At 44.5% G+C, this 21563-nt stretch carries 21 protein-coding genes; 3 read left to right on the top strand and 18 right to left on the bottom strand.

Annotated features, from left to right (window positions below):
- Window positions 1-18: 18 nt before the first annotated feature.
- From aroC to dinG, 12 genes are all read right to left on the bottom strand, one after another.
- Complete coding sequence (gene aroC, locus AYW76_RS11165; RefSeq protein ID WP_067038077.1) at window positions 19-1119, bottom strand: chorismate synthase; 1101 nt, start codon at window positions 1117-1119, stop codon at window positions 19-21.
- Between the two features lie 9 nt (window positions 1120-1128).
- Window positions 1129-2037 carry a 50S ribosomal protein L3 N(5)-glutamine methyltransferase gene (gene prmB / locus AYW76_RS11160; protein ID WP_067219900.1) on the bottom strand — a complete coding sequence of 303 codons (909 nt, stop codon included), beginning with the start codon at window positions 2035-2037 and terminating at the stop codon, window positions 1129-1131.
- A gap of 53 nt (window positions 2038-2090) precedes the next feature.
- A complete protein-coding gene (locus AYW76_RS11155) occupies window positions 2091-2840 on the bottom strand; it encodes a hypothetical protein (RefSeq protein ID WP_156489067.1) in 750 nt (249 codons plus the stop codon).
- A gap of 79 nt (window positions 2841-2919) precedes the next feature.
- Window positions 2920-3858, bottom strand: a complete 939-nt coding sequence (locus AYW76_RS11150) for a patatin-like phospholipase family protein (protein WP_067038072.1) — start codon at window positions 3856-3858, stop codon at window positions 2920-2922.
- Window positions 3859-3876: 18 nt separating this feature from the next.
- Window positions 3877-4677 carry a DUF4892 domain-containing protein gene (locus AYW76_RS11145; protein WP_067219895.1) on the bottom strand — a complete coding sequence of 267 codons (801 nt, stop codon included), beginning with the start codon at window positions 4675-4677 and terminating at the stop codon, window positions 3877-3879.
- Window positions 4678-4704: 27 nt separating this feature from the next.
- Window positions 4705-5565: an alpha/beta hydrolase gene (locus AYW76_RS11140; RefSeq protein WP_067219892.1), complete on the bottom strand. Its 861-nt coding sequence runs from the start codon at window positions 5563-5565 to the stop codon at window positions 4705-4707.
- A 15-nt stretch (window positions 5566-5580) separates the two neighbouring features.
- Window positions 5581-6060 (bottom strand): phosphohistidine phosphatase SixA, encoded by a 480-nt coding sequence (gene sixA / locus AYW76_RS11135; RefSeq protein ID WP_067219888.1) that lies wholly within the window; start codon window positions 6058-6060, stop codon window positions 5581-5583.
- Entirely contained in the window at window positions 6050-6331 is a 282-nt protein-coding gene (locus tag AYW76_RS11130; protein ID WP_067219885.1) for a DUF4389 domain-containing protein, read from the bottom strand. The genes sixA and AYW76_RS11130 overlap by 11 nt, the downstream gene beginning before the upstream one ends.
- On the bottom strand, window positions 6324-7355 hold the full coding sequence (locus AYW76_RS11125) for an NAD(P)H-dependent glycerol-3-phosphate dehydrogenase (RefSeq protein WP_067219881.1): 1032 nt from the start codon (window positions 7353-7355) through the stop codon (window positions 6324-6326). The genes AYW76_RS11130 and AYW76_RS11125 overlap by 8 nt, the downstream gene beginning before the upstream one ends.
- A gap of 21 nt (window positions 7356-7376) precedes the next feature.
- Window positions 7377-8795, bottom strand: a complete 1419-nt coding sequence (locus AYW76_RS11120) for a protein adenylyltransferase SelO (RefSeq protein ID WP_067219878.1) — start codon at window positions 8793-8795, stop codon at window positions 7377-7379.
- A gap of 9 nt (window positions 8796-8804) precedes the next feature.
- Window positions 8805-10133, bottom strand: a complete 1329-nt coding sequence (locus AYW76_RS11115) for a DEAD/DEAH box helicase (RefSeq protein ID WP_067038058.1) — start codon at window positions 10131-10133, stop codon at window positions 8805-8807.
- Between the two features lie 88 nt (window positions 10134-10221).
- Window positions 10222-12345 carry an ATP-dependent DNA helicase DinG gene (dinG, locus tag AYW76_RS11110; RefSeq protein ID WP_067219875.1) on the bottom strand — a complete coding sequence of 708 codons (2124 nt, stop codon included), beginning with the start codon at window positions 12343-12345 and terminating at the stop codon, window positions 10222-10224.
- Window positions 12346-12415: 70 nt separating this feature from the next.
- Here dinG and lexA point away from each other — a divergent pair, with 70 nt between their 5' ends.
- Window positions 12416-13039, top strand: a complete 624-nt coding sequence (gene lexA / locus AYW76_RS11105; protein ID WP_067219871.1) for a transcriptional repressor LexA — start codon at window positions 12416-12418, stop codon at window positions 13037-13039.
- 77 nt (window positions 13040-13116) lie between these two features.
- On the opposite strand, the gene AYW76_RS11100 is transcribed toward lexA, so the two are convergent.
- The 3 genes from AYW76_RS11100 to topA are packed head-to-tail and all read right to left on the bottom strand — an operon-like array spanning window position 13117 to window position 16489.
- Window positions 13117-13386, bottom strand: coding sequence for a hypothetical protein (locus tag AYW76_RS11100; RefSeq protein ID WP_231872599.1), 270 nt, complete (start codon window positions 13384-13386; stop codon window positions 13117-13119).
- Window positions 13386-13862, bottom strand: a complete 477-nt coding sequence (locus AYW76_RS11095; protein ID WP_067219868.1) for a DUF6586 family protein — start codon at window positions 13860-13862, stop codon at window positions 13386-13388. Before AYW76_RS11095 ends, AYW76_RS11100 begins: the two co-directional genes overlap by 1 nt.
- On the bottom strand, window positions 13859-16489 hold the full coding sequence (gene topA / locus AYW76_RS11090; RefSeq protein ID WP_067219865.1) for a type I DNA topoisomerase: 2631 nt from the start codon (window positions 16487-16489) through the stop codon (window positions 13859-13861). Before topA ends, AYW76_RS11095 begins: the two co-directional genes overlap by 4 nt.
- 179 nt (window positions 16490-16668) lie before the next feature.
- On the opposite strand from topA, the gene AYW76_RS11085 reads away from it, so the two are divergent.
- On the top strand, window positions 16669-17448 hold the full coding sequence (locus AYW76_RS11085) for a DNA topoisomerase I (protein ID WP_067038048.1): 780 nt from the start codon (window positions 16669-16671) through the stop codon (window positions 17446-17448).
- Here AYW76_RS11085 and AYW76_RS11080 read toward each other — a convergent pair.
- Complete coding sequence (locus AYW76_RS11080) at window positions 17423-17899, bottom strand: hypothetical protein (protein WP_067219861.1); 477 nt, start codon at window positions 17897-17899, stop codon at window positions 17423-17425. The two genes, AYW76_RS11085 and AYW76_RS11080, sit on opposite strands and share 26 nt — an antisense overlap.
- Before the next feature lie 54 nt (window positions 17900-17953).
- Here AYW76_RS11080 and AYW76_RS11075 point away from each other — a divergent pair, with 54 nt between their 5' ends.
- Complete coding sequence (locus tag AYW76_RS11075) at window positions 17954-18391, top strand: universal stress protein (protein WP_067038044.1); 438 nt, start codon at window positions 17954-17956, stop codon at window positions 18389-18391.
- 72 nt (window positions 18392-18463) lie between these two features.
- Here the strand turns inward: AYW76_RS11075 and cysS are convergent, their stop codons facing one another.
- Both cysS and AYW76_RS11065 read right to left on the bottom strand, forming a co-directional pair.
- On the bottom strand, window positions 18464-19846 hold the full coding sequence (cysS, locus tag AYW76_RS11070; protein ID WP_067219858.1) for a cysteine--tRNA ligase: 1383 nt from the start codon (window positions 19844-19846) through the stop codon (window positions 18464-18466).
- Window positions 19847-19853: 7 nt separating this feature from the next.
- The gene (locus tag AYW76_RS11065) at window positions 19854-21524 is read right to left on the bottom strand and encodes a glutamine--tRNA ligase/YqeY domain fusion protein (protein ID WP_067219856.1); all 1671 of its coding nucleotides are present in this window, start codon (window positions 21522-21524) and stop codon (window positions 19854-19856) included.
- Between the last annotated feature and the right edge of the window lie 39 nt (window positions 21525-21563).

Raw genomic sequence — 21563 nt, 5'->3', positions numbered from 1 at the left:
TTGAAATCACAAACTACATTATTCCGCGTTTGCTTTGATCACTGGGGTTTCACAGTGTACATCAGCATTTTGGCCGCGGTTGCGCAATACATGGTCAATCAACGTCAAAGCCAACATTGCTTCAGCAATGGGGGTCGCACGAATACCAACACATGGGTCATGACGACCTTTTGTGATGACGTCAATTTGGCTACCTTGACGATCAATACTCTTGCCTGGCACCGTAATACTTGATGTTGGTTTAAGGGCCATATGAACAACAATGTCTTGCCCGGAAGACAAGCCACCAATAACGCCACCGGCATGGTTACTTAAGAAACCTTCGGGGGTCATTTCATCGCGATGCTCGCTGCCTTTTTGTTCAATAACCGCAAAACCATCACCGATTTCCACGCCTTTTACCGCGTTAATGCCCATCATTGCTTTAGCAATGTCTGCATCTAAACGATCAAATACAGGTTCGCCAAGTCCAGGTGTGACATTTTTGGCAACCACGGTAATCTTAGCACCGACTGAATCACCCTCCCGGCGTAGGTTCGTCATGTATTCTTCTAGCTCCGGAATAGCATCTGGGTCTGGGCTGAAAAAGGAATTATCGTACACTTGACTTAAGTCTTTTACATCAAGCTTGATAGGACCAAGTTGCGACAAGAAGCCTTGTATTTCAATACCATATCGTTGCTTAAGCCATTTCTTTGCAATCGCACCGGCAGCCACACGCATTGCTGTTTCGCGTGCTGATGAACGGCCACCACCACGGTAATCACGGAAACCAAATTTCTGATCATAAACGTAATCGGCGTGCGCCGGACGGAATGTATCTTTGATATTACCGTAATCTTTTGAACGTTGGTCAGTGTTACGGATCAATAGGCCGATCGGCGTGCCTGTTGTCTTGCCTTCGAACACACCCGATAATATTTCAACTTCATCGGGTTCGCGGCGTTGAGTGGTATGTTTAGACGTACCTGGTTTACGTAGATCCAGATCACGTTGAATGTCTGCTTCTGTCAATTCAAGCCCTGGCGGACAACCGTCTACGATTGCTCCTAATGCTAGGCCGTGACTTTCACCAAAAGTGGTGACTGTGAATAATGTACCAAATGTATTGCCAGCCATTGTGTTAGATTACTCTTGTTGTAATGTCTTTAATTCGTCTTTTGTCAGGACAAAAACGCCATTGCCGCCATGCTCTAGGTCTACCCACATAAATGGAGTGTCTGGGTAAGCGTCTTGGAGTGCGACTTCAGAATTGCCTACTTCGTAAACAACAATACCATTGTCTTGTAAGTAATTCGCTGCTTGCGCAAGAAATGCGCGGGTAAAATCTAAACCATCATCGCCTGACGTTAACGCCAGCTGCGGCTCATTATGGAATTCTTTAGGTGCTGTTTCGTAATCATTGGCGTCCACATAGGGTGGATTACATATAATTAAATCGTATTGCTTACCAGCCAATGAGGTAAACATATCAGAGTGAATGGCGGTAACGCGGTCATTCACATCGTGCATAGTGATGTTTTCTGCAGCAACGTCTAGAGCGGCTTCACTGATATCCGTAATGTCTACGCTTGCATCTTCAAAGGTTAATGCCGCCGCTATGCCTAAACAGCCTGATCCCGTGCACATATCTAAAATGTTAAGTGGGTACTGTTGCAACCAGGGCTGAAACTCCCCTTCTATTAATGCCATAATCGGCGATCTTGGGATCAAAGTATCTTTAGTAACTTTAAATGGTAGCCCCATAAACCAAGCTTCACCAAGGATATAAGGTAACGGTTCGCGCTGTTTAATTCGACGATCAACGTACTTTAAAATACGTTTTTTCTCATTTGCAGTGAGTCGGCTGTCTAAATATTCCTTGGGGAAATCCAGTGGCAACGACAAAGAGCCTAAGACAAGCTGTATCGCTTCATCCCAAGCATTGTCAGTACTATGACCAAAGAAAATGTCAGATTGTAGGAAGCGTGAATAGGTCCAACGAATAAAGTCTTGGATCGATTGTAAATCACGTACGGCGGATTGGTGTCGGCTCATGAAACTCAGTCTTATAGCAAATGACACATTATAACGGTAATAACCGTGAGACTCTATGCGTCAGGTTTATTGGGCTTAAGTGATTTGCTTAATTCTTTTATTTCAGCCAATGCATTGCTCAACATTTGTTCGTGTTGGCTTTGGGTCTGATGTGCCAAATTCGCTAACTGTTGTTGAGTGGTTTTAAGTGTTTCAGTCAGCATCTTGATCTGCTGATCTTGCTTGGCCAAATCCACTTGTGCTTGATTGAGTTTGGTATCTGCCTCACGTAGTTGACGCTTATTGTCGTCAAGTTCCGACTCCAAAACGCGCGTTCGTGAAAGTGTATCTTCATAACGCTGCGTTATCTGTTGATTCTGGTGTAATAAGTCTTGTTCTGATTGCTGAACAGAATCGAGCAGTGCTTGCGTCTCCTCTAACTGTTGTTCAGATCGAATATAGGCATCTGCCAAAGAGTTATCGCGCCCTTCTATCGCATCTTTTTTTAACGCCAGCTGATGTTCATTAGCTTGTATTTTTTCATCAAGGAGAACTGACAGCTGCTGAATGACATCTCGTTCAAAACGTTTAAACGTAGGCGTCAATTGTTCAGTAATGTCTTTTAACTCTGTTTCTTGATGCTCGCGGTAATCTTCTTCCCAGTCGTTAATGGCATTTAACAACGTTGTGTTAGAGCATCCACGCCCATCAAGCTCTTTAAAGTATTCGCTTAAGCGCGGAATATTTGGAAAAGTATTGGTTTCAATTAAACGCCAACACGCTTCGATGATTTCTTCTTTCGCGATGTTTGCTTTTCTTGCCATGTGCCATACGCTCGGAGTAGTTAAATAAAGTAAAATATAGATAGGCATTTTACTTTATTTACCATTAATATCCAGTGGGTTAGCCACCACTCGGAAAAGAGTAATGTCGTCGTTCTCGATTGGTTAATTGAGATAGCGCCTCTGTGGCAACATCATAACCAAGTTTGATTAGCTCTTTCGATCGCCAGAACTCATAGAAACTGCATGCGTCTTTAGGAATGGAAATTAAAAGATCCGGTGGGTAGCCTGCCACTTTATATTGAGTTAGAGACTCCTGCATCGTTTCAAACATCATGTTAATGGTTTGAATGCGGCCCCAACTTTGGGTGTCGTAGCGTTTTTCAGGCTCCATAACCTCTCCACCACCACTTTCTTCTTTCGCTTTGCTGAAAAAATCTTTGATGTTGTGCCACCATTCTGACTCTTTTTCCGGTACAACAAAGGGAGGGTTTGCAGGATGTTGAGCTGGGCCATTTAGGTCCACGGCAATGATATAGTCTGCACCAGCTGAAACGGTTGGTATAATAGGAAGAGGGTTAAGCACGCCGCCATCAACATAGACGCGACTGCCTACTTGTACAGGGCTGACTACTGAAGGTACTGCGGATGAGGCACGCATAGCTTGTAACAAACTGCCTCTTTGAAACCAAAATTCTTTTTGGCTTAAAATGTCGACGCCTATCGCAGTAAAAGGTAAAGGGAGTGATTCAATACTGACTTTATTGCCAATCAGGTCTTCAATAACTTGGAAATAGCGATCTCCCCGGACATAGCCCCCCATTAAAACGGCCATATCCAGTAGCTTTAAGACATGAAATCGATCCAATGACTCGGCCCATTTCTGATATTCTGCTAATTTACCACACAAATATATACCACCGACGATGGCACCGATTGAACAGCCGGACACAGATACCACCTTAAAGCCTTGCTCCTCTATCGCATTAATAACGCCAATGTGAGCATGGCCACGGGCAGCACCACTGCCAAGCACTAAAGAGACCGTTTTTTGAGACATGTATGTACGCTTTCCTAGCTAGTTGGAATCACGCACAAAAATAACACGATGTGACCCGTAAGTGGAGTCACCCATGTTGGCTAAATTAATAAACCGGATACTGGATAGTTCACTAGGGTTTAAGGTGCGCCGAATTTCTTCAATGTAAGCATCACCTACGCGAATCGCACTACGATTGTCCGCTTCACTGGTCACAAACGCGACCAGGCCATCTAATGTCTCTAAATCAGATAAAAAGCGGCGAATTCGAGGAACATCTGTCGCGTTAAGTTGAGCCAGAATATTAATCCCCAGATCGTTGCCGCTTGGAACAACTTCATCAATTCGAACCATGATGTCGCCTGCACCTCGGCGGTTTAGATACACCACCCAGTAATGCATGCTTTGGTCCCTAAGTACCCAAAGTGACTGACTGGAATCGGATCCGTACAACAGATAATCGTTAAAGAAATTATTTGCCCACGCATTAGAGCTGCCGCAAGATCGACTTTGACAAGTGAACAGCATTTCGACGTCAGATAAATTCTGGATGGCCTCTTGATAAAATTGTTCTACGGTTTCCATTGGTACATTACGCCCAATTTTATACAAGGTTTGAACAGCGGTGCCTTCTACTAATTCGATCTTTTCAGGCTCCCAACCTCTTCCAGAGCGATAGATTTTTGCTAAAGGTATTTCAATGTAGCTCTTTTCTACCGGTTTGCTTTTGACGATGTTCGCCCCTCGATAAACAGGGATTTCTGTGTCCTGCGCAAACAATACCGTACTGGCACTGGTTAATAGCAAGGAAGACATCATTGCCCCAATAACTCGAAACATAACCACTACTCCTTAGATTGTAATAATCTAATTTTGGTCGATAAATCGATGGATTTCCTGAGCGACGCAAACCGACGTTGAAGGTTCCAAATGGAAATGGTGGTTGCCTTCTAATCGTTTAAGTTTAATCCAAGGAAATGCTTTTGCTCGTTTTTCTACCAGTTCTTGTTGTCGTGCAAAGATCCCTTGATTGGCAACAAGGGCTAAAGTTGGGCATTTTATTGCCTGAATGTAAGCTTCAACTGAAGCTTCATCCATGCGAAAGGGGGATGGGAAGGACAGCTTATGATCTGTTCGCCATTTCCACTCACCATTTTCAAAGGTAGCACCGCGCTCAACAAGTGGCTTAGCGGCTTCATAGGAAAGTTCAGTAAATCCATGCATCCGAGCATGAACAAGAGCTTCTTTTGATTGGTAACGAGACGATCTAATCGTTCTCTTCTTAAGCATTTTTTGCATTGAGCGCTGCATTGTCGTTACACGTTGATCTGGAGTCGCCGTTGCTGGGCCCATGCTATCCAATATAACAAGACCACGGACTTTGTCTGGCACCATCGCTGCTACCAACATGGCGACTGCTCCTCCCATGCTGTGTCCAAGAAGCCAAACGTTTTGAGTCGACGTTTTAAGCACCGCAATGACATCTAGCACATAGTCCCATAAATGATAAAAGCAGCCATCAGGACGATGTTGAGACTTCCCGTGTCCGGCTAAATCTAATGCGGTGATAATAAAATCAGAAAGTTCAGGCGCTAAAGTTGCGAATGACGCGGCATTATCCAGCCAGCCGTGTAACATCACGATATGCGTAGCATCTGGGTTAACAGAGAGCCATTGGGTTGCTGCAATGGTTGTATGGCCAAGCTGGAATACTGTGTCGTTGGACATTGTAACGTTGCTTATTTAGTAATTAGGTGAAATTGCCCATCTAAATTGACAGCATGCCGTAGCAAATAGTTCCCCTTCTAAAGACGCCATGGTCGCTGTCGTCATTTGAAAATTGTATGGCAAAGGCGCATCAGCAAGCATTTCAACTAATTCAAATGCAAAGGGTTGATGGGTCACTAACAGGATGGACTCATAAGGAAGGTCATGCAGCCAAAGCGCTACATCAAGTTCTTTACCACTGGGGGTAATTGAGTCTAGGGTTTCAGGAGTAGCTTGAGACCCTGATACTCTTAAAAATTCGTTTGCGGTTTGTTGAGCCCGTAGATACGGGCTCACAAACACAGCATCAAGTTTTTCACCAAGGACTGAGAATTGTTGAGCAGTGCTGCGCACTTCTTCAATCCCTTGTTTGGTTAACGCACGCTGAGCATCTTGCTCATAGCAATAAGGCTCAGCGTTACCATGACGCAATATATAGAGACGCTTAGTCTTCACGGCTATCTTTTTCAGGCCAAGACTGGAACGGGAAAGGTTTCTCTTCTTTCGAGAACGACAAGAAAGAAATAGTTTGCTTAATAAATACACCCGTTGAAGATAACCAGTAGTTCAACGAAGTAAGTTCCGTTTTAGAGCCAAAGCGAACCAGTGTTGTAATGATCACAAGGAAGCCAAACACAGTTAATGCAATGTTTAGAAGCCCCCAATAAATCAGCATAAACAACATTCTGATCCAAAAGTCTTGATTAGCGTAACCAGGTTTATTCATTTCTATTTACTCCAGCTGTCGCGAACTCAACATCCCATTTTTGTTCACCTGTCATCAGGGTTCCAATCAAGGAGTCTAAACTCGCATTGTCAAAAATCAATTTGTACAACCCCGACGCGAGTGGCATGTAAAGACCGTGTTTATCAGCCTCTTCTACAACCATGCGCAAAGTATTCACACCTTCTGCCACCTCACCGATCGCTCCGATTGCTTTTTCTAGCTCTTCTCCAGAGCCCAGTGCAAAACCGACCCGATAGTTGCGGCTTAAAGGCGACGTACAGGTAGCGATCAAATCCCCCATGCCAGCTAAACCAAGAAATGTCATTGGATTTGCTCCGAAGTGCACAGCGAAGCGGCTCATTTCAGCCAAACTTCGAGTCATAATCATGGCCATGGTGTTTTCACCGACCTTTTTAGCTTTTGCTAAACCACAGACAATTGCGTAGATATTTTTCAAAGCGCCCGCCAGTTCTACGCCTTTACTGTCATGGTTTTCGTAAACTCGAAACGTGCGAGATTTCAATAATTCGATCACGGTTTCACGCAAGTCATCGTCTTCACTGGCAATGACTGACCCCGTCAGCTGACCAGCAGCAATTTCCTTCGCCAAGTTTGGTCCACTGAGAACCCCAATTCGATCCGAAATACCATTGCGACGTAAAATGTCGCTCATCAGCTCAAATCGACTTGGGTTAAAACCCTTCGTGGTGCTGATTAGAATTTTTTCTGGTGTCAGCAACGGCTTAATGCGTTCAACAACCTGTTCGAAGGACTTTGATGGAATGGATACAAAAATGGTATCACTCGCACGAATCGCTTCTTCTAGGTTATTAGTCGCTAAAAGCTCACGATGCAAAGGTGCGTTAGGTAGATAACGACTGTTCAAACCTGTCAGGTTGATTTCCTCGACCTGCTCTTCGTTTCGCATCCACTGGCTAACCTGATGACCATTGTTGGCCATGATATTCGCCAAAGCGGTGCCAAAACTTCCGCCACCTAAAACACAAACCGATTGTTTATCCATGGTTACACTAATACCTTATCGTTATGAAGAGCAGCTTACTTCTAGGTGACGAGCCCAATCAGGGGCTCGCATCGCAAAAGCATTACTTTCTTCATGCTCTTCAAATGGACTGTTGAGTACGTTAAGCAACTGTCTAAACGGCAAGTAATTACCCGATTCTGCTGCTTCAATAACTTCATGCGCAAGGTAATTTCTTAGAACAAATTTTGGATTCACTTTTTGCATCTGTTGACTGACGGCCTGTTGATCTCGTCCGTCATTTCTAATTGACCAATAGTAATCCAACCAATCTGCCATTGCTTTTCTATCTACGACTTCATCCATGAGTAATTCCGGCTGATCTGTATCGACCTGACTCAACAAACGAAAGAAAATCGTGAAATCAAAATGCTCTTTTCTGAGTACAACAAACAACTTTTCCAGCATAGGTTCTAACTCAGAAGTACTTGCTATGCCTAACTTTGCCATCATTAGTTCATCATAATGGGTTTGCAGTGTAGGCTCATAATGCTTTAGCACTTCAATCAATTCATCACGCGAGAAATGTTTTGAGAAAGCAAACATCAAACAATTCAGGTTCCAAAGACCAATGCCCGGTTGTCGGTAATAGGCATATCGTCCTTCATGATCAGAGTGATTACATACCCACTTATCATCGAAGTTTTCCATGAAGCCGAATGGGCCGTAGTCGATGGTTTCACCCAGAATTGAAAAGTTATCTGTATTCATCACACCATGTTGAAAGCCGACTGACTGCCATTTTGCGATCATGCGAGCTGTTCTTTGAACAACCTCGATTAACATAGCTTTTAGCGGTTCTGGTTTGTCTTTGTGATGTGAGAAATAAGTGTCGAGTGTGAAATCGATGAGCTCTTGCAGTTGGTCATACATTTTATGTGCGAAAAAGTACTCAAAGTGACCAAATCGAACATGTGATTGCGCAGTACGGATTAATAAAGCGCCCGACTCAGGGCGCTCTCGATAAACCGCTTGCTTGCTATCGTACAGTGCTAGTGCTCTAGAGGTCGGGATGCCTAGAGCATGCATCGCTTCGCTTGCGAGGTATTCTCGAATGCTGGAGCGCAGCACAGCTCTTCCATCACCTTGACGACTAAAGGGGGTTTGCCCTGCACCTTTAACATGAAGATCATGTAATACACCATGCTGATCTTTTACCTCACCGAGCAAAACACCTCGGCCATCACCTAGTCGAGGACTGAAACCTCCAAACTGGTGGCCAGCATACACCATACTAAGGGACTCATCGATTGGCTCTTGACCACTTAAGATCTTTTGAACCTTTTCATCCGAAAAGTCGATACCTAATTCGCTTGCTAGAGTTTTGTTATACTCTACCAATCGCTGCTCAGCTAAGGGTTGAATAAGGGTATGAGCACAAAACTCATTGCCCAGCTGAGCAAAATGATGGTGTAGCTTCATGAACCCTCTTTAGTCTTGGTCGCGCATGTATTCACAACGGATCGAGGCGCCGATTGTCGCTTCAATTTCAGGAATCATGAACGAATCATCTTCCGTTGCAAAGCTGACGGATTTACCCATTTCGCCACCTCGGCCTGTACGACCAATACGGTGAACATAGTCTTCAGGATCATCTGGCAACGTGTAGTTAACCACGAGCTCAATGTTGTCAACATGAATACCACGGCCGGCGACATCGGTCGCAACAAGGACTTGAAGACTACCGTCTTTGAACTTCTCAAGCGTTTTAACTCGTTTTTCTTGAGACACTTCTCCCGATAACATCGCGCAGTTAATGTTCGCTTTTTTTAGCTTTTCATTAAGTTCACGTGTTTCGTCACGGCGGTTAGCAAAAATAATGGTACGTTGGTTGCCATTATCTTCGATCAACTTTTTAAGAATAGGCCATTTTTGACCAGCCGAAACCGTATAAATCACCTGATCGATATTCTTGTTCGTCGTCTCTTTCGGTACAACTGATACGTCTTGCGGATGATACGTCCACTGTCGCGCCAGTGCTTGAACATCTTTTGGGAACGTAGCACTGAACAGCATGGTCTGACGACGCTCTTTATGAGGGGTCATACGAATGATACTTTTAACGTCTGGGATAAAGCCCATAGATAGCATTCGATCTGCTTCATCCAGCACGACGCATTCTACTTTGTTGAGCATCACTTTCTTGTTGCGCGCGAAGTCGAGCAAACGACCAGGTGTTGCAACAACTAGATCAACATGCAGAGATTCAAGTTGTTTACGTTGTTTGTCGTAATCCATGCCGCCGACTAGAGACACAACATTTAAGTTTGTAAACTTAGTGAGCTTCTCTGCCTCATCAGCAATTTGAAGAGCCAATTCACGTGTCGGCGCAATGATTAGACCACGTGGAAAATGGTTTTGGCGTTCTTGCTTTTCAGGGTAATCCAAAAAGTCACTGATCATAGCAATCAGAAAGGCGGCAGTTTTACCTGTGCCAGTTTGAGCTTGGCCGATCAGGTCATAACCTTGTAATGTAGCGGGTAGCGTTGCTGCTTGAATTTCGCTGCAGTATTCAAAGCCCATGGTTTGAATTGCGCGAAGTACGCGATCTGGAAGATTTAGATCGTGGAAACGAGTTTTGCCTTCTACTTCTGGAACGTTAAAGTCATCAATAGACCAAAGCACATTAGTTTCCTTTTCAGCAGCCGGAGCGTTAGCTCCCGTGGCGTTAGCACTGCTTTTGTTGTGTTTACGACGGGGTCTGCGCTGGCGCTTTGGCCCTTTAGAGGCTGGGCGCGCGGCTTCTTGCTGTTTTTCCATGTGAGAGTCTTTAATCTCTTTTAAATGAATGTTTGTTAACAGGGCTCCGAGTGTACCTAAATGGCACTCAGTTATCACCTTTAGTTTGTTAAATCTGTTTATAAGGCGGTAAGCTATTGATCAGCTGTGAGCCATAACGTTTAGTGCGAAGACGCTTATCGAGAATGTGAATTTCGCCACTGTCATTCTCACTACGAAGTAAACGTCCAGTGGCTTGAACAAGGCGCAGAGACGCATCAGGAATCGTTATTTCCATAAATGGGTTACCTCCACGCCTTTGAATCCACTCCGCCAAAGTCGCTTCAACCGGATCGTCTGGCACCGCAAATGGAATTTTAGCAATGTATACGCGCGTGAGATAGTCACCAGGTAAATCGACACCTTCTGCAAAACTGGCCAAGCCAAATAACAAACTGCCTTTTTTAGCGTCAATCGCCTCTTTGTGGGTTTCTAAAATAATGCGTTTTGACTGCTCGCCTTGTATCAACAAAATATCTTTAAGTGTGTCTTTTAAGCCTGCGGCGACTTCTTCCATTTGACGACGTGATGAAAATAGAACCAATGAACCTAACAATGGATCTACTTTGTCATTCAAATATCGAATCAGTTCTTTACTGTGTGCATCGGCTTGATTTGGTTCAACCTCCATGTCCGGCACAATAAGGGTGCCTTTATTGGCGAAATCAAATGGGCTGATAACACGAAGGTATTCACTTTCTCTGGGCACGCCAGAGCGCATATTAAAGCGGTGAAATTCGTTTAATGCCGTCAATGTGGCGGAGGTGACGACTGCACCAAAGCATTTGTCCCACAGCTGCATACGCAGCGTATGAGCTGCCAAGATAGGTGAACCACCCAATTCAATGTCTTGATCCATGCCCTGCCCCACGACAAGCAACCAGCGGGCATTAGGTGGGTATTGTTGGTCATCCAGCGCTGAATAAAGCTTCCACAGTTCGGTGCAGGTTTCTAGGCGCCCTAAAATGACACCTAAGATAGGCAGCCAGCTTTCTGCGGTATCTTCTTTAATGCCCATTCCTTCATTCTGCTTCACTTTTTTACATTCATCCTGAATGTTTTCAATCTGCTTAAACAGCTTTTGATAAGACATAGCCAAACTGTACGCCAGTTGACGTAGTTCATCTGGAATGACGCCAAATTCAAAACGATGCTGACGAGAATCTTGATCCAAGCCTAACTCTTGAATAAACGGAGCCAGCCCCTGCTGAACGTATTGAATAAAGTTAATAGTGCTTTGGATCTGCTGTGGAATTTTTAATAAGATCTGACCCGTTAAACTTACCTCATTGGTTAGCTCTTGACGTAAGTTGATCAAGTTTTTATCTAACTGTTTTAGCCAGCTAATGCTCTGCTGTAATCTAACTTCATGGCGAAAGTGGCTGATGGCTTTGTCTGGTAGGTGATGACCTTCGTCGAATACATATATGGTTTCTTTGGGATCAGACAATATAGCACCGCCGCCCAACGATAAATCTGCTAGGACCAAATCATGATTGGCAACGATCACATCGGCGGTTTCTAACTCTGCGCGGGCTTTAAAAAATGGACAGACTGAAAAGTTAGCACAGTTACGATTTGTACACTGTTGGTGATCAGTGGTGAGTCGACGCCAATCTTGTTCACGGATGATGCCTTCCCAGTTGTCTTTATCGCCGTCCCATTTGCCACTTTCTAATGCTTCATCCATTTCTTGATAAAGCGCTGTATTGATGTCGTCGGCAGCAAGATGCTGTTCGAATAATCCAGCAAACATATCATCCGTGGCTTGTTCTTCGGCACCTAAAAAACCTTCCAAGTTATTCAGACACATATAACGCCCACGACCTTTCGCCAAGGTATAGCGAAAACTGTAATCGGTTAGCTCTAGTAGACTAGGAAGCTCTTTATGAAGAATTTGTTCTTGTAGAGCCACTGTAGCCGTGGAAATCACCAGCTTGACGCCTTTCTCTTTAGCAATCGGAATAGCAGACAAGCAGTACGATAGGGTTTTGCCCGTACCGGTCCCCGCCTCTACCACCGCAACGTGCTTTTCACCTAGGCGTTCGCCTTCTGTGCCTTGCTTAATGGCACCAAGGGTCCGCGCAATGGTAGCGATCATTTGTCGCTGCCCAACACGTGCTTTATGGCCTTTTGCTTCAAGGTAAGCGCGGTAAGCCGTTTGAATATTTTGTTTAATTGAGTCTGAAAGCATTGAATTTAGTTGAGCAATTAATTGATAGCTGTATATAATAACAGTAACTGTATAAACAAACAGATGCCATATGATTAAATTAACGAAAAGACAGTCTGATGTACTAGAGACTATACGCGAATTCATTATCGAAACGGGGTTTCCACCGACTCGTGCCGAGATTGCTGCGCGCCTAGGCTTTAGATCCCCAAACGCTGCAGAAGAACACTTAAAGGCTCTGTGCAAGAAAGGCGCTATTGAAATGCTTTCTGGTGCATCGCGAGGCATTCGTCTTGTCGATCCTGAACCTGTCAGTGCAAACGATGAAAATGGAACATTGCCCATCGTTGGTCGAGTAGCAGCAGGTTACCCTATTTTAGCGCAAGAAAACATCGATTCACGTATCAGTGTTGCGCCGGAAATGTTCACCCCTAAAGCTGATTATCTATTATCGGTTAACGGTATGAGTATGAAAAATGCCGGCATTATGGATGGTGACTTATTAGCCGTTCATAAAACACATACGGTTCGTAATGGACAAATCGTTGTTGCGCGCATTGGTGACGAAGTAACCGTAAAGCGTTTCGAGCAAAAAGGTCGTGAAGTTCGGCTGATTCCAGAAAACGAAGAGTTCAGTGACATCATCGTTGATCTTGAAAGCGAAGATTTCGCTATTGAAGGCTTATCGGTTGGTGTTATTCGACGTGGGCTGTAAAACTTGAGAACCCCATCATGGCTGCTTTAAGTGTTTTACTTATAGCGGCCATGAATTTTAACCCTTAACTTTAATTATCAGTGCAATATCCGAGGCATGAATTCTTCATCATACACATCGGAATCAGAGCCATCTAAACCATCGAAGTCATCTGAATAAACAAAATCTATGCCCGCATGGAACATGCATTTGGCCAATTCAAAATAACGATCCTTCAAAAAGTCTTTCGTGTCATCAGAAATGGTTAGTGTGGCAATCGGTGTTTTATCGTCGTCTTCCCCTGCTGGGCGCAAGACAATCTCGCCATTTTCTAATTCTACTATTTCTAAATACGTATCTTTCATCATTAATATTCTGCGGCGTCTTCACGAAAACGTAAGACGAGCTCAGTTAAAGAGCTTAAGATGTGTTTGGTTGAGCTACCAGCATCAGAACCTCGACCGATCAGCTCAACATTACCCGCTGCGGAGTATGCCTGATTTGCAGCACGACACTCAAGTGCTGCATCAAATGTATCTAGCAATTGAGACAACCAAGACTGCCTAGATGATTTAAGTTGCATTAACTCTAACAGCACTGGGACAGCAATCCCTCTTTCTTCGCTGGCACGAACCATGACGTCAATATCAACTTGGCAGGAAAGATTATAAGAAGCCATCACCTCTTGAAGTAAACCATTCAAACCACTGCGTAGCTGGAACACAGCAGAAGATTCATAGCTGTTCATGAGCCATTCGCCTTCTTCCTGCTGGCTTTGAACCAGCAGGCGACGCGCCGCATCTAAGCGTTGATTAGTGCTACTTGCCAAACTAGATGACATCATTTTTTCTTTTTACCGTGATCAATTTTCCACTTACCACCTTCGTAGAAGGCTTTCCAGCCTGTAGGCTTGCCTTCTATTTCAGTCATAATGTATTGCTCTTTCGTTTTACGACTGAAGCGAATAACGGTTGGGTTACCCTCTTCATCTTGCAATGGAGCACTGTCAAAGTAATGATATTTAGGATCAATTTGATCCATGTAAGGTTTTAGCTCTTTTACCAATGGTGGACGCGTTTCACGCTTGCGTGGGAATTGGCTGGCCGCAAGGAAAAGCCCCGTTGCACCGTCACGTAGAACATAATGATCTTCCACCTTTTGACATGCTAAGTCAGGCATCGGAACAGGGTCCATCTTTGGCGGCGCGGCTTCACCATTTTTCAATAGCTTACGTGTGTTCTTACATTCTTCATTAGTACAGCCAAAGTATTTACCAAAACGACCAGTTTTTAGCTGCATTTCAGAAGAACATTTATCGCATTCAAGTGTAGGGCCATCGTAGCCTTTGAGCTTGAACGTCCCCTTTTCGACTTCAAAACCTGGACAAGAAGGGTTGTTACCACAAACGTGTAATTTGCGGTGTTCATCGACCAAGTAACTGTCCATCGCTGATCCACAAATGTCACAACGACGCTTGTTAATCAGGGCTTTAGATTCGCCTTCTTCGTCATCGACCGCAACCGCTTCATCACCACTTACTAAGTTTATGGTTGCTTTACAGCGCTCTTTTGGCGGCAATACGTAACCAGAGCAGGACAAGAATACACCGGTGCTAGCAGTTCGAATCTGCATAGGTCGTTCACACGTTGGACATGGGATATCCGTTGGCGTTGGCTCATTTGGTGCCATACCGCCGTCAACCGCTTCGGCTTTATTTAGGGTTTTGCTAAAATCAGCATAAAAGCTATTCAGTACTTTTATCCAATCTTTTTCGCCCTCTGCGATATCATCAAGCTTTTCTTCCATTTGCGCAGTAAAGCTGAAATCCATGAGGTCATCAAAGCTTGCTACCAGTCGATCGGTAACGATGTCACCCATTTTTTCTGCGTAGAAACGGCGGTTTTCAACACGCACGTAACCACGGTCTTGAATGGTTGAAATAATTGACGCGTACGTTGATGGACGACCAATACCACGTTTTTCCAACTCTTTTACTAAGCTGGCTTCACTGTAGCGTGCCGAAGGTTTGGTGAAATGTTGCTCAGGGTCTAAGTTAATCAATGTTAACTGCTCACCTTGCTTCACATCTGGCAAAATAGTGTCTTCGACTTTTTTACCTACCGGTGTAATAACACGAGTATAACCATCAAAGCGTAAGATTCGGCCTTTTGCTCGTAGTTCGTATTCGTCTGCCATCACAGTAATGGTGGTAGAGGTATATTCTGCGGGCGTCATTTGACATGCAATAAACTGATTGCGGATCAGATCATAAAGACGGTGTGCATCCTTATCCATGCCTTGCAGCATATCTTGGGTTACATCCACACTAGAAGGACGAATCGCCTCATGGGCTTCTTGAGCGCCTTCTTTGCTCGAATAACGCAATGCTTCCGGTGGCAAGTAAGCGTCGCCAAACTTGCTTTGAATGTACTCACGAGCAGCTTCAACGGCCTCAGCGCTTAGATTGGTCGAGTCTGTACGCATGTAGGTGATATAACCCCCCTCATACAAACGCTGCGCAAGCATCATTGTTTTCTTAACGCCAAAACTCAAGCGAGTGCTCGCGGCTTGCTGCAATGTTGATGTGATAAAAGGTGCCGACGGCTTAGAGCGAGTCGGTTTATCTTCACGACTGACAACATTGAACGCTGCATTTTCTAGACGTTTAACGTGTTCGTCTGACTGTTCTTGAGAGGTCGGACGATATTCTTTGCCTTGATGTTTCACTGTGACAAAAGGAATGTTGGCTTTATCTTGAGTCGCTAAATTAGCGTCAAGTTCCCAGAACTCTTCTGGGATAAAAGCACGAATTTCTTTTTCACGTTCAACAATCAATCGCACTGCAACCGACTGGACTCGGCCAGCGGACAATCCACGAGCTACTTTTGCCCAAAGTAACGGTGATACCATAAACCCTACAACGCGGTCAAGGAAGCGGCGCGCTTGTTGAGCATTAACGCGATTCATGTCTAGTTCTGATGGTGTCTCAAAAGCCGATGTAATGGCATTTTTTGTGATTTCATTGAAGACAACCCGTTTATAACGATTATCATCACCACCAATGGCTTCACGTAAATGCCATGCAATGGCCTCACCTTCTCTATCCAAATCGGTTGCGAGATAGATGGTGTCAGCATTTTTAGCTAGTCGGCGTAGTTCTTCAACAACCTTTTCTTTACCGGGTAAAATCTCGTATTGTGCAGCCCAGTTATGTTCAGGGTCCACGCCCATACGGTTAATCAGCTGTTTACGTGCTTTTGTACGTTTGTGTTCCGCTTTCTCTTCCGGGCTCATTTTGCGCGTCAACGCGGCTTGTTTAGCACGTTCCTGCGGTGTAGATGTGGACGTCGTACCAGCCGGGAGATCTCGGATATGACCAACACTCGACTTCACGACGAAGTCGTTGCCGAGATATTTGTTAATTGTTTTTGCCTTAGCTGGCGATTCCACGATAACCAGAGATTTTGCCATTGGGTTGTTCGAGCCTTAATTACTTTTGAAAGATGAACGTGCTTAGAATACCTTAGGGGCGCAGATATTAAGCAAAGCGCTAATATATGACAAGCAATCCCTGAGAGATTCGCAACATTCCTATTGCTGTGTCTAGCATTTGCCCTTTAACATACTGAAATCACTTACAAAGGACAATCATGGCTACGCTTCAGATCCTAACTATAGTCATTCTTTTCATAATCGTGCTGGTTTCAGTGGTCGTTGGCTCGCGTGCTCATCAAAAAGAGCTGGAGTTAAAAGAACGTCGATTAAAACTTCTACAGTTAAAAAACCGCGCTGATCGCATGGAGCAACATATCATCGGATTACGGTCAATTAATACCGATATGATCGTCAGCGATGTTTTTTATGACTTTTATTTAGAAAATTTACGAGAGCTCATCTCATATACGGATGACCCAGAAAAAATAGAACAGCGTATTGCTAAGGCTGAGGCTGAACGGGAAGAAGCCCCAGCACATATGAATGTTGAACCAGATGAAATGAGTTTTCATGAGAAAACAAAATACAAAGAACGGTTAACCAAAGCGGCAAAAATGCTGCTTTATATGCGCCGCAAAGGCCGTATAAGCAATACCCATTACAAGCTCTGCTATGTCTACTTACGCTGGCTGAACCTTTGGATTCAGTTGAATCGCCAAATCGTTCAGGCTAATAAGAACTTTCATTCTGGTGATATGCGCGTTGCGCAAACCCTTTACAGTGTTATTCACTCACACTTAAAGTCCAACAATGTGGATCGACCAGAGAAAAAAGAGTTAGAAAAATTTGTTGATGGACGGATGCAAGAAATCTTGGCTCCGCAAATTATGGCGATTCAAGAAGCAGAAAACCCTGAAGAAGTGCTTTCAGAGCTTGTCCACTCCATTGAGGATCTGTCCGCAGGCGTTGCTAGCGAACCTCTAAAAGACGAGTAATGATGGCGTTAGCATCGTTTACGGTGCTTTCGTCACCCTTTTCTCTCCAGTACAAACTCACGCTGTTAGCCGATATCTCTATCGCCACAAAGACAGCGTGATGCTTTTCCAGTAGATTTGCTATATCTGAATCCAGTGAAAACGGCAAATTGGCGTACCAGCCCTCACAAATTGACTCGTGCTTCCATACCTCATAAGGGTAGATATTGATATCAGAAAAGTCTTTAAGCGGCTTTTCACGATATTTATGATAAGCACAAAGACCACTTTCTTTGACCTTTATCTTATCCCACTTGTCTGGCAGGTTTACACTTGTTAGCTGTACGGTAATATTGTGTTGACGAGCTTGCATGCGTAATGCCATTTTTTCACGCTCACGCCGTGTAGGCATGATCCATAATGCCGATCCCATCAAGGAAAGGGTAATAAATACTACAATTAAAGCTGTCATTGCTTTACTCTTAAAATGTTGAGAATAAATGGAACCCAAAATTGGAGGTATCCCATGCCCTACCAACGCATTATTTTGGCGGTGGACCTAACGGACCAAAGTATCCTTGTTGCCAACAAGGCGGCTGCCATGTGCAAAGCCTTCGACGGCCAGCTCACTATTATTCACGTAATTGAATCCCTTAACTACGCTTACGGCGGTGATGTGCCAATTGACGTAAGTGACATTCAAGAACAACTCCACACTACGGCCACAAGCCGTATGCAGGTACTCGTTGATCAACTAGAGGTCCCTGTTCATTCCACTATTGTTACTCAAGGTGGTATTGAAAGTGAAATTCATCGTGTTGCAGAAGAATCGAGCGCTGACTTAATTGTCGTCGGCAGTCATGGTCGCCACGGGCTAGCTCTGTTACTAGGTTCAACAGCAAATGGCGTATTACACGGTGCGCCGTGTGATGTGCTTGCTGTGCGCGTTAAATCGGAGAGTTAGCGCTAACTGTCTTTTATAACAAGCAAAAAGGGAGGCTCAGCGAGTCTCCCTTTTTTATGGCCTATAAGCTAGTTAGCCACGAGTCCACGTTGTGCCTTCGCGACTATCAAGCAATGTAATACCCTGCTCCAGTAATAGGTCACGGATCTCGTCACCACGAGAAAAGTTTTTGTCTTTACGTGCTTGAGCACGCTCAACAATATAGGCCTCAATGTCTTCAGCTGACAAGCCTTCATTCACGGTGCTGTTTTGCATGAAGTATTCAGGGTCTTGATAAAGCAAACCCAACACTTCAGCAAGCGCTTTTAATTCAGCGGCAAGCGTAGCAGCTGTGTCGCTGCCTTCTGCACGTGCTTTATTGAGCTCTCGGACCAGCTCAAACATAACAGACAGCGCTACAGGCGTATTGAAGTCATCACGCATGGCGTCTTCAAAGCGCTCTGTAAACTCTGTTGCAACAAAGCTTGAGGCAATTTCTTGATCGCGAAGCGCCGTGTATAGACGCTCTAACGCCGTCTTAGCATCTTTCAAGCTAGCATCGGAGTAATCAATGCTACTACGGTACTGGCTAGACACCATCAGGTAACGAACTACTTCTGGATTGAACTTTTCAAGTACTTCACGAATGGTAAAAAAGTTGCCCAAAGATTTAGACATCTTCTCGTTGTTTACGCGTACTGCGCCACAATGCATCCAATAATTTACGTATTGCTCACCCGTAGCCGCTTCTGACTGAGCGATTTCATTTTCATGATGTGGAAATTTAAGATCTGGGCCCCCACCATGAATATCAAAATGCGAACCAAGACAATGTGTCGACATGGCTGAACATTCAATGTGCCAACCAGGGCGACCTTTGCCCCAAGGCGACTCCCAATGAACTTCACCTTCCTTTACCGGTTTCCATAGCACGAAATCCGCAGGGTGCTCTTTAGAAGCTTCTACTTCAATACGAGCGCCAGCAAGCATGTCCTCGATTTTACGGTTATTCAGTTTACCGTAATCGGCGAACTTGCTTGCGCGGTAATACACGTCACCACTTTCACCTTGGTAGGCGTAGCCTTTATCGACCAGCACTTGAATCATGTCGATTATTTGCTGCATGAACTCTGTCGCTTTCGGCTCTTGGTCTGGCGCTTTGTTACCCAGCGCTGTTTCGTCTTCCGTTTGTGCAGCAATCATGCGTTCTGTTAACTGGCTTGGTGTTTCATTGTTTTCAGCGGCACGCTTAATGATTTTATCATCAACATCCGTAATGTTGCGTACGTAGGTTAAATCGTAACCCACATGACGCAAGAAGCGTGTGATCACATCAAATGAAATCATTGCTCGCGCATGTCCAATGTGACAATAGTCATAAACCGTAATGCCACACACATACATTTTTACTTTGCCGTCTTCAATCGGTTTGAATTCTTCTTTCTTACCGCTCAAAGTATTAAAAATTTTAAGCATTACAGAATCATCCCTTTGCTTCGATTTTTACCCAAGAATCACGCAACGTAACGGTACGGTTGAATACCATGCCCGTTTCTTTTAGATCACGACAGAAGTAACCTTCACGCTCGAATTGGAAGCCAACACCGGGCTCTGCTTTCGCTAATGATGCTTCAAGTTTCGCATTAGTTGTCACGGTCATAGACTCAGGGTTAATAAAATCTAAGAAGGTCTTGTCTTCGTGTTTTGCATCTGGGGCTTCTTCGTTGAATAAGCGATCATACAAACGCACCGTCGCATCCACCGCATGATTTGCGCTGACCCAGTGAATCACACCTTTTGGCTTGTAACCTTCAGGGTTCACTCCTAACGTGTTTTCATCATAACTGCATAGCAGCTCAACGACGTTACCCTCTTCGTCCTTGATCGCCTCGTCACAGGTGATTACATAACCCCCACGTAAACGAACAGCGGTCCCAAGACTTAAGCGCTTCCACTTGCGAGGCGGCACTTCTTCGAAGTCTGCGGCATCAATAAATAGATTTCTGCTGAAAGGCACTTCGCGCTTACCGGCTTCATCGTTCTTTGGATGATTCGACACTGAGAAGATTTCTTCTTTATCTTCTGGATAGTTAGTCAACGTCACCTTGATTGGATTTAGTACAGCCATAGCGCGATTAGCGTTCGCATCTAAATCTTCGCGAATCGCATGTTCAAGCATGCCAAAATCAACCACACTGTCAGATTTTGTTACACCAATACGTTCGCAGAAATTGCGGATAGATGTTGGTGTAAAACCACGGCGACGCATCCCTGAAATCGTCGGCATGCGAGGATCATCCCATGCTTCAACGTGGTTTTCATCAACCAGCTGTTTTAGTTTACGTTTACTTGTAACTGTGTAGTTCAAGTTTAGGCGAGCAAACTCAATCTGTTGCGGGTGGAACGTTTCAAGTGTATCCAGAGTCCAGTCATATAGCGGACGATGGTCTTGGAACTCCAGCGTACAAATTGAGTGAGTAATATTTTCCAGCGCATCGGATAAACAGTGTGTGAAATCGTACATCGGGTAAACACACCATTTATCGCCAGTTTGGTGATGATGTACATGACGTATACGATAGATAATCGGATCACGCATGTTGATGTTTGGGCTTGCCATATCAATTTTAGCGCGCAAGACTTTTTCGCCATCAGCGTATTTGCCGTCACGCATTTCCATAAATAGCGCTAGATTTTCTTCTGGTGAGCGGTCACGGTAAGGACTGTCTTTTCCTGGCTCTTTCAATGTGCCACGGTATTCACGCATTTGCTCTGCGTTAAGTTCACAGACATACGCTTTACCTGATTTGATAAGATCACAGGCAAAGGCAAAAAGCTGATCGAAGTAATCGGATGCGTATTTAGGCTCATCCGCCCATTCGAAGCCTAGCCACTCAACGTCACGCTTAATCGATTCAATGTATTCAACGCTTTCTTTTTCAGGGTTAGTGTCATCGAAGCGCAAGTTACATTGGCCTTGGTAACGCTCTGCAATACCGAAGTTTAGACAGATAGATTTTGCGTGGCCGATGTGAAGATAACCGTTTGGCTCTGGCGGGAAGCGTGTATGCACTTTGCCACCATGTTTGCCAGCTTCGGTATCTTTATCAATGATTTGGGTGATGAAATTCCCAGGTTTAGACGCTTCTGACATGTTATGTTCGAATCCCAATTGGTGTTCATGTAACGAATA

The sequence above is a fragment of the Marinomonas gallaica genome (assembly GCF_001639745.1).
Taxonomy (GTDB): Bacteria; Pseudomonadota; Gammaproteobacteria; order Pseudomonadales; family Marinomonadaceae; genus Marinomonas; species Marinomonas gallaica.
Note: the sequence above shows the minus strand (reverse complement) of the source record. Positions and strands in the feature narration are given on the sequence as shown.

Excerpts from the sequence above, each read along its gene's own strand:
- aroC (WP_067038077.1), bottom strand. The coding sequence starts at position 1,119 with ATGGCTGGCAATACATTTGGTACATTATTCACAGTCACCACTTTTGGT.
- prmB (WP_067219900.1), bottom strand. The coding sequence starts at position 2,037 with ATGAGCCGACACCAATCCGCCGTACGTGATTTACAATCGATCCAAGAC.
- AYW76_RS11155 (WP_156489067.1), bottom strand. The coding sequence starts at position 2,840 with ATGGCAAGAAAAGCAAACATCGCGAAAGAAGAAATCATCGAAGCGTGT.
- AYW76_RS11150 (WP_067038072.1), bottom strand. The coding sequence starts at position 3,858 with ATGTCTCAAAAAACGGTCTCTTTAGTGCTTGGCAGTGGTGCTGCCCGT.
- AYW76_RS11145 (WP_067219895.1), bottom strand. The coding sequence starts at position 4,677 with ATGTTTCGAGTTATTGGGGCAATGATGTCTTCCTTGCTATTAACCAGT.
- AYW76_RS11140 (WP_067219892.1), bottom strand. The coding sequence starts at position 5,565 with ATGTCCAACGACACAGTATTCCAGCTTGGCCATACAACCATTGCAGCA.
- AYW76_RS11130 (WP_067219885.1), bottom strand. The coding sequence starts at position 6,331 with ATGAATAAACCTGGTTACGCTAATCAAGACTTTTGGATCAGAATGTTG.
- AYW76_RS11125 (WP_067219881.1), bottom strand. The coding sequence starts at position 7,355 with ATGGATAAACAATCGGTTTGTGTTTTAGGTGGCGGAAGTTTTGGCACC.
- AYW76_RS11120 (WP_067219878.1), bottom strand. The coding sequence starts at position 8,795 with ATGAAGCTACACCATCATTTTGCTCAGCTGGGCAATGAGTTTTGTGCT.
- AYW76_RS11115 (WP_067038058.1), bottom strand. The coding sequence starts at position 10,133 with ATGGAAAAACAGCAAGAAGCCGCGCGCCCAGCCTCTAAAGGGCCAAAG.
- dinG (WP_067219875.1), bottom strand. The coding sequence starts at position 12,345 with ATGCTTTCAGACTCAATTAAACAAAATATTCAAACGGCTTACCGCGCT.
- lexA (WP_067219871.1), top strand. The coding sequence starts at position 12,416 with ATGATTAAATTAACGAAAAGACAGTCTGATGTACTAGAGACTATACGC.
- AYW76_RS11100 (WP_231872599.1), bottom strand. The coding sequence starts at position 13,386 with ATGATGAAAGATACGTATTTAGAAATAGTAGAATTAGAAAATGGCGAG.
- AYW76_RS11095 (WP_067219868.1), bottom strand. The coding sequence starts at position 13,862 with ATGATGTCATCTAGTTTGGCAAGTAGCACTAATCAACGCTTAGATGCG.
- topA (WP_067219865.1), bottom strand. The coding sequence starts at position 16,489 with ATGGCAAAATCTCTGGTTATCGTGGAATCGCCAGCTAAGGCAAAAACA.
- AYW76_RS11085 (WP_067038048.1), top strand. The coding sequence starts at position 16,669 with ATGGCTACGCTTCAGATCCTAACTATAGTCATTCTTTTCATAATCGTG.
- AYW76_RS11080 (WP_067219861.1), bottom strand. The coding sequence starts at position 17,899 with ATGACAGCTTTAATTGTAGTATTTATTACCCTTTCCTTGATGGGATCG.
- AYW76_RS11075 (WP_067038044.1), top strand. The coding sequence starts at position 17,954 with ATGCCCTACCAACGCATTATTTTGGCGGTGGACCTAACGGACCAAAGT.
- cysS (WP_067219858.1), bottom strand. The coding sequence starts at position 19,846 with ATGCTTAAAATTTTTAATACTTTGAGCGGTAAGAAAGAAGAATTCAAA.
- AYW76_RS11065 (WP_067219856.1), bottom strand. The coding sequence starts at position 21,524 with ATGTCAGAAGCGTCTAAACCTGGGAATTTCATCACCCAAATCATTGAT.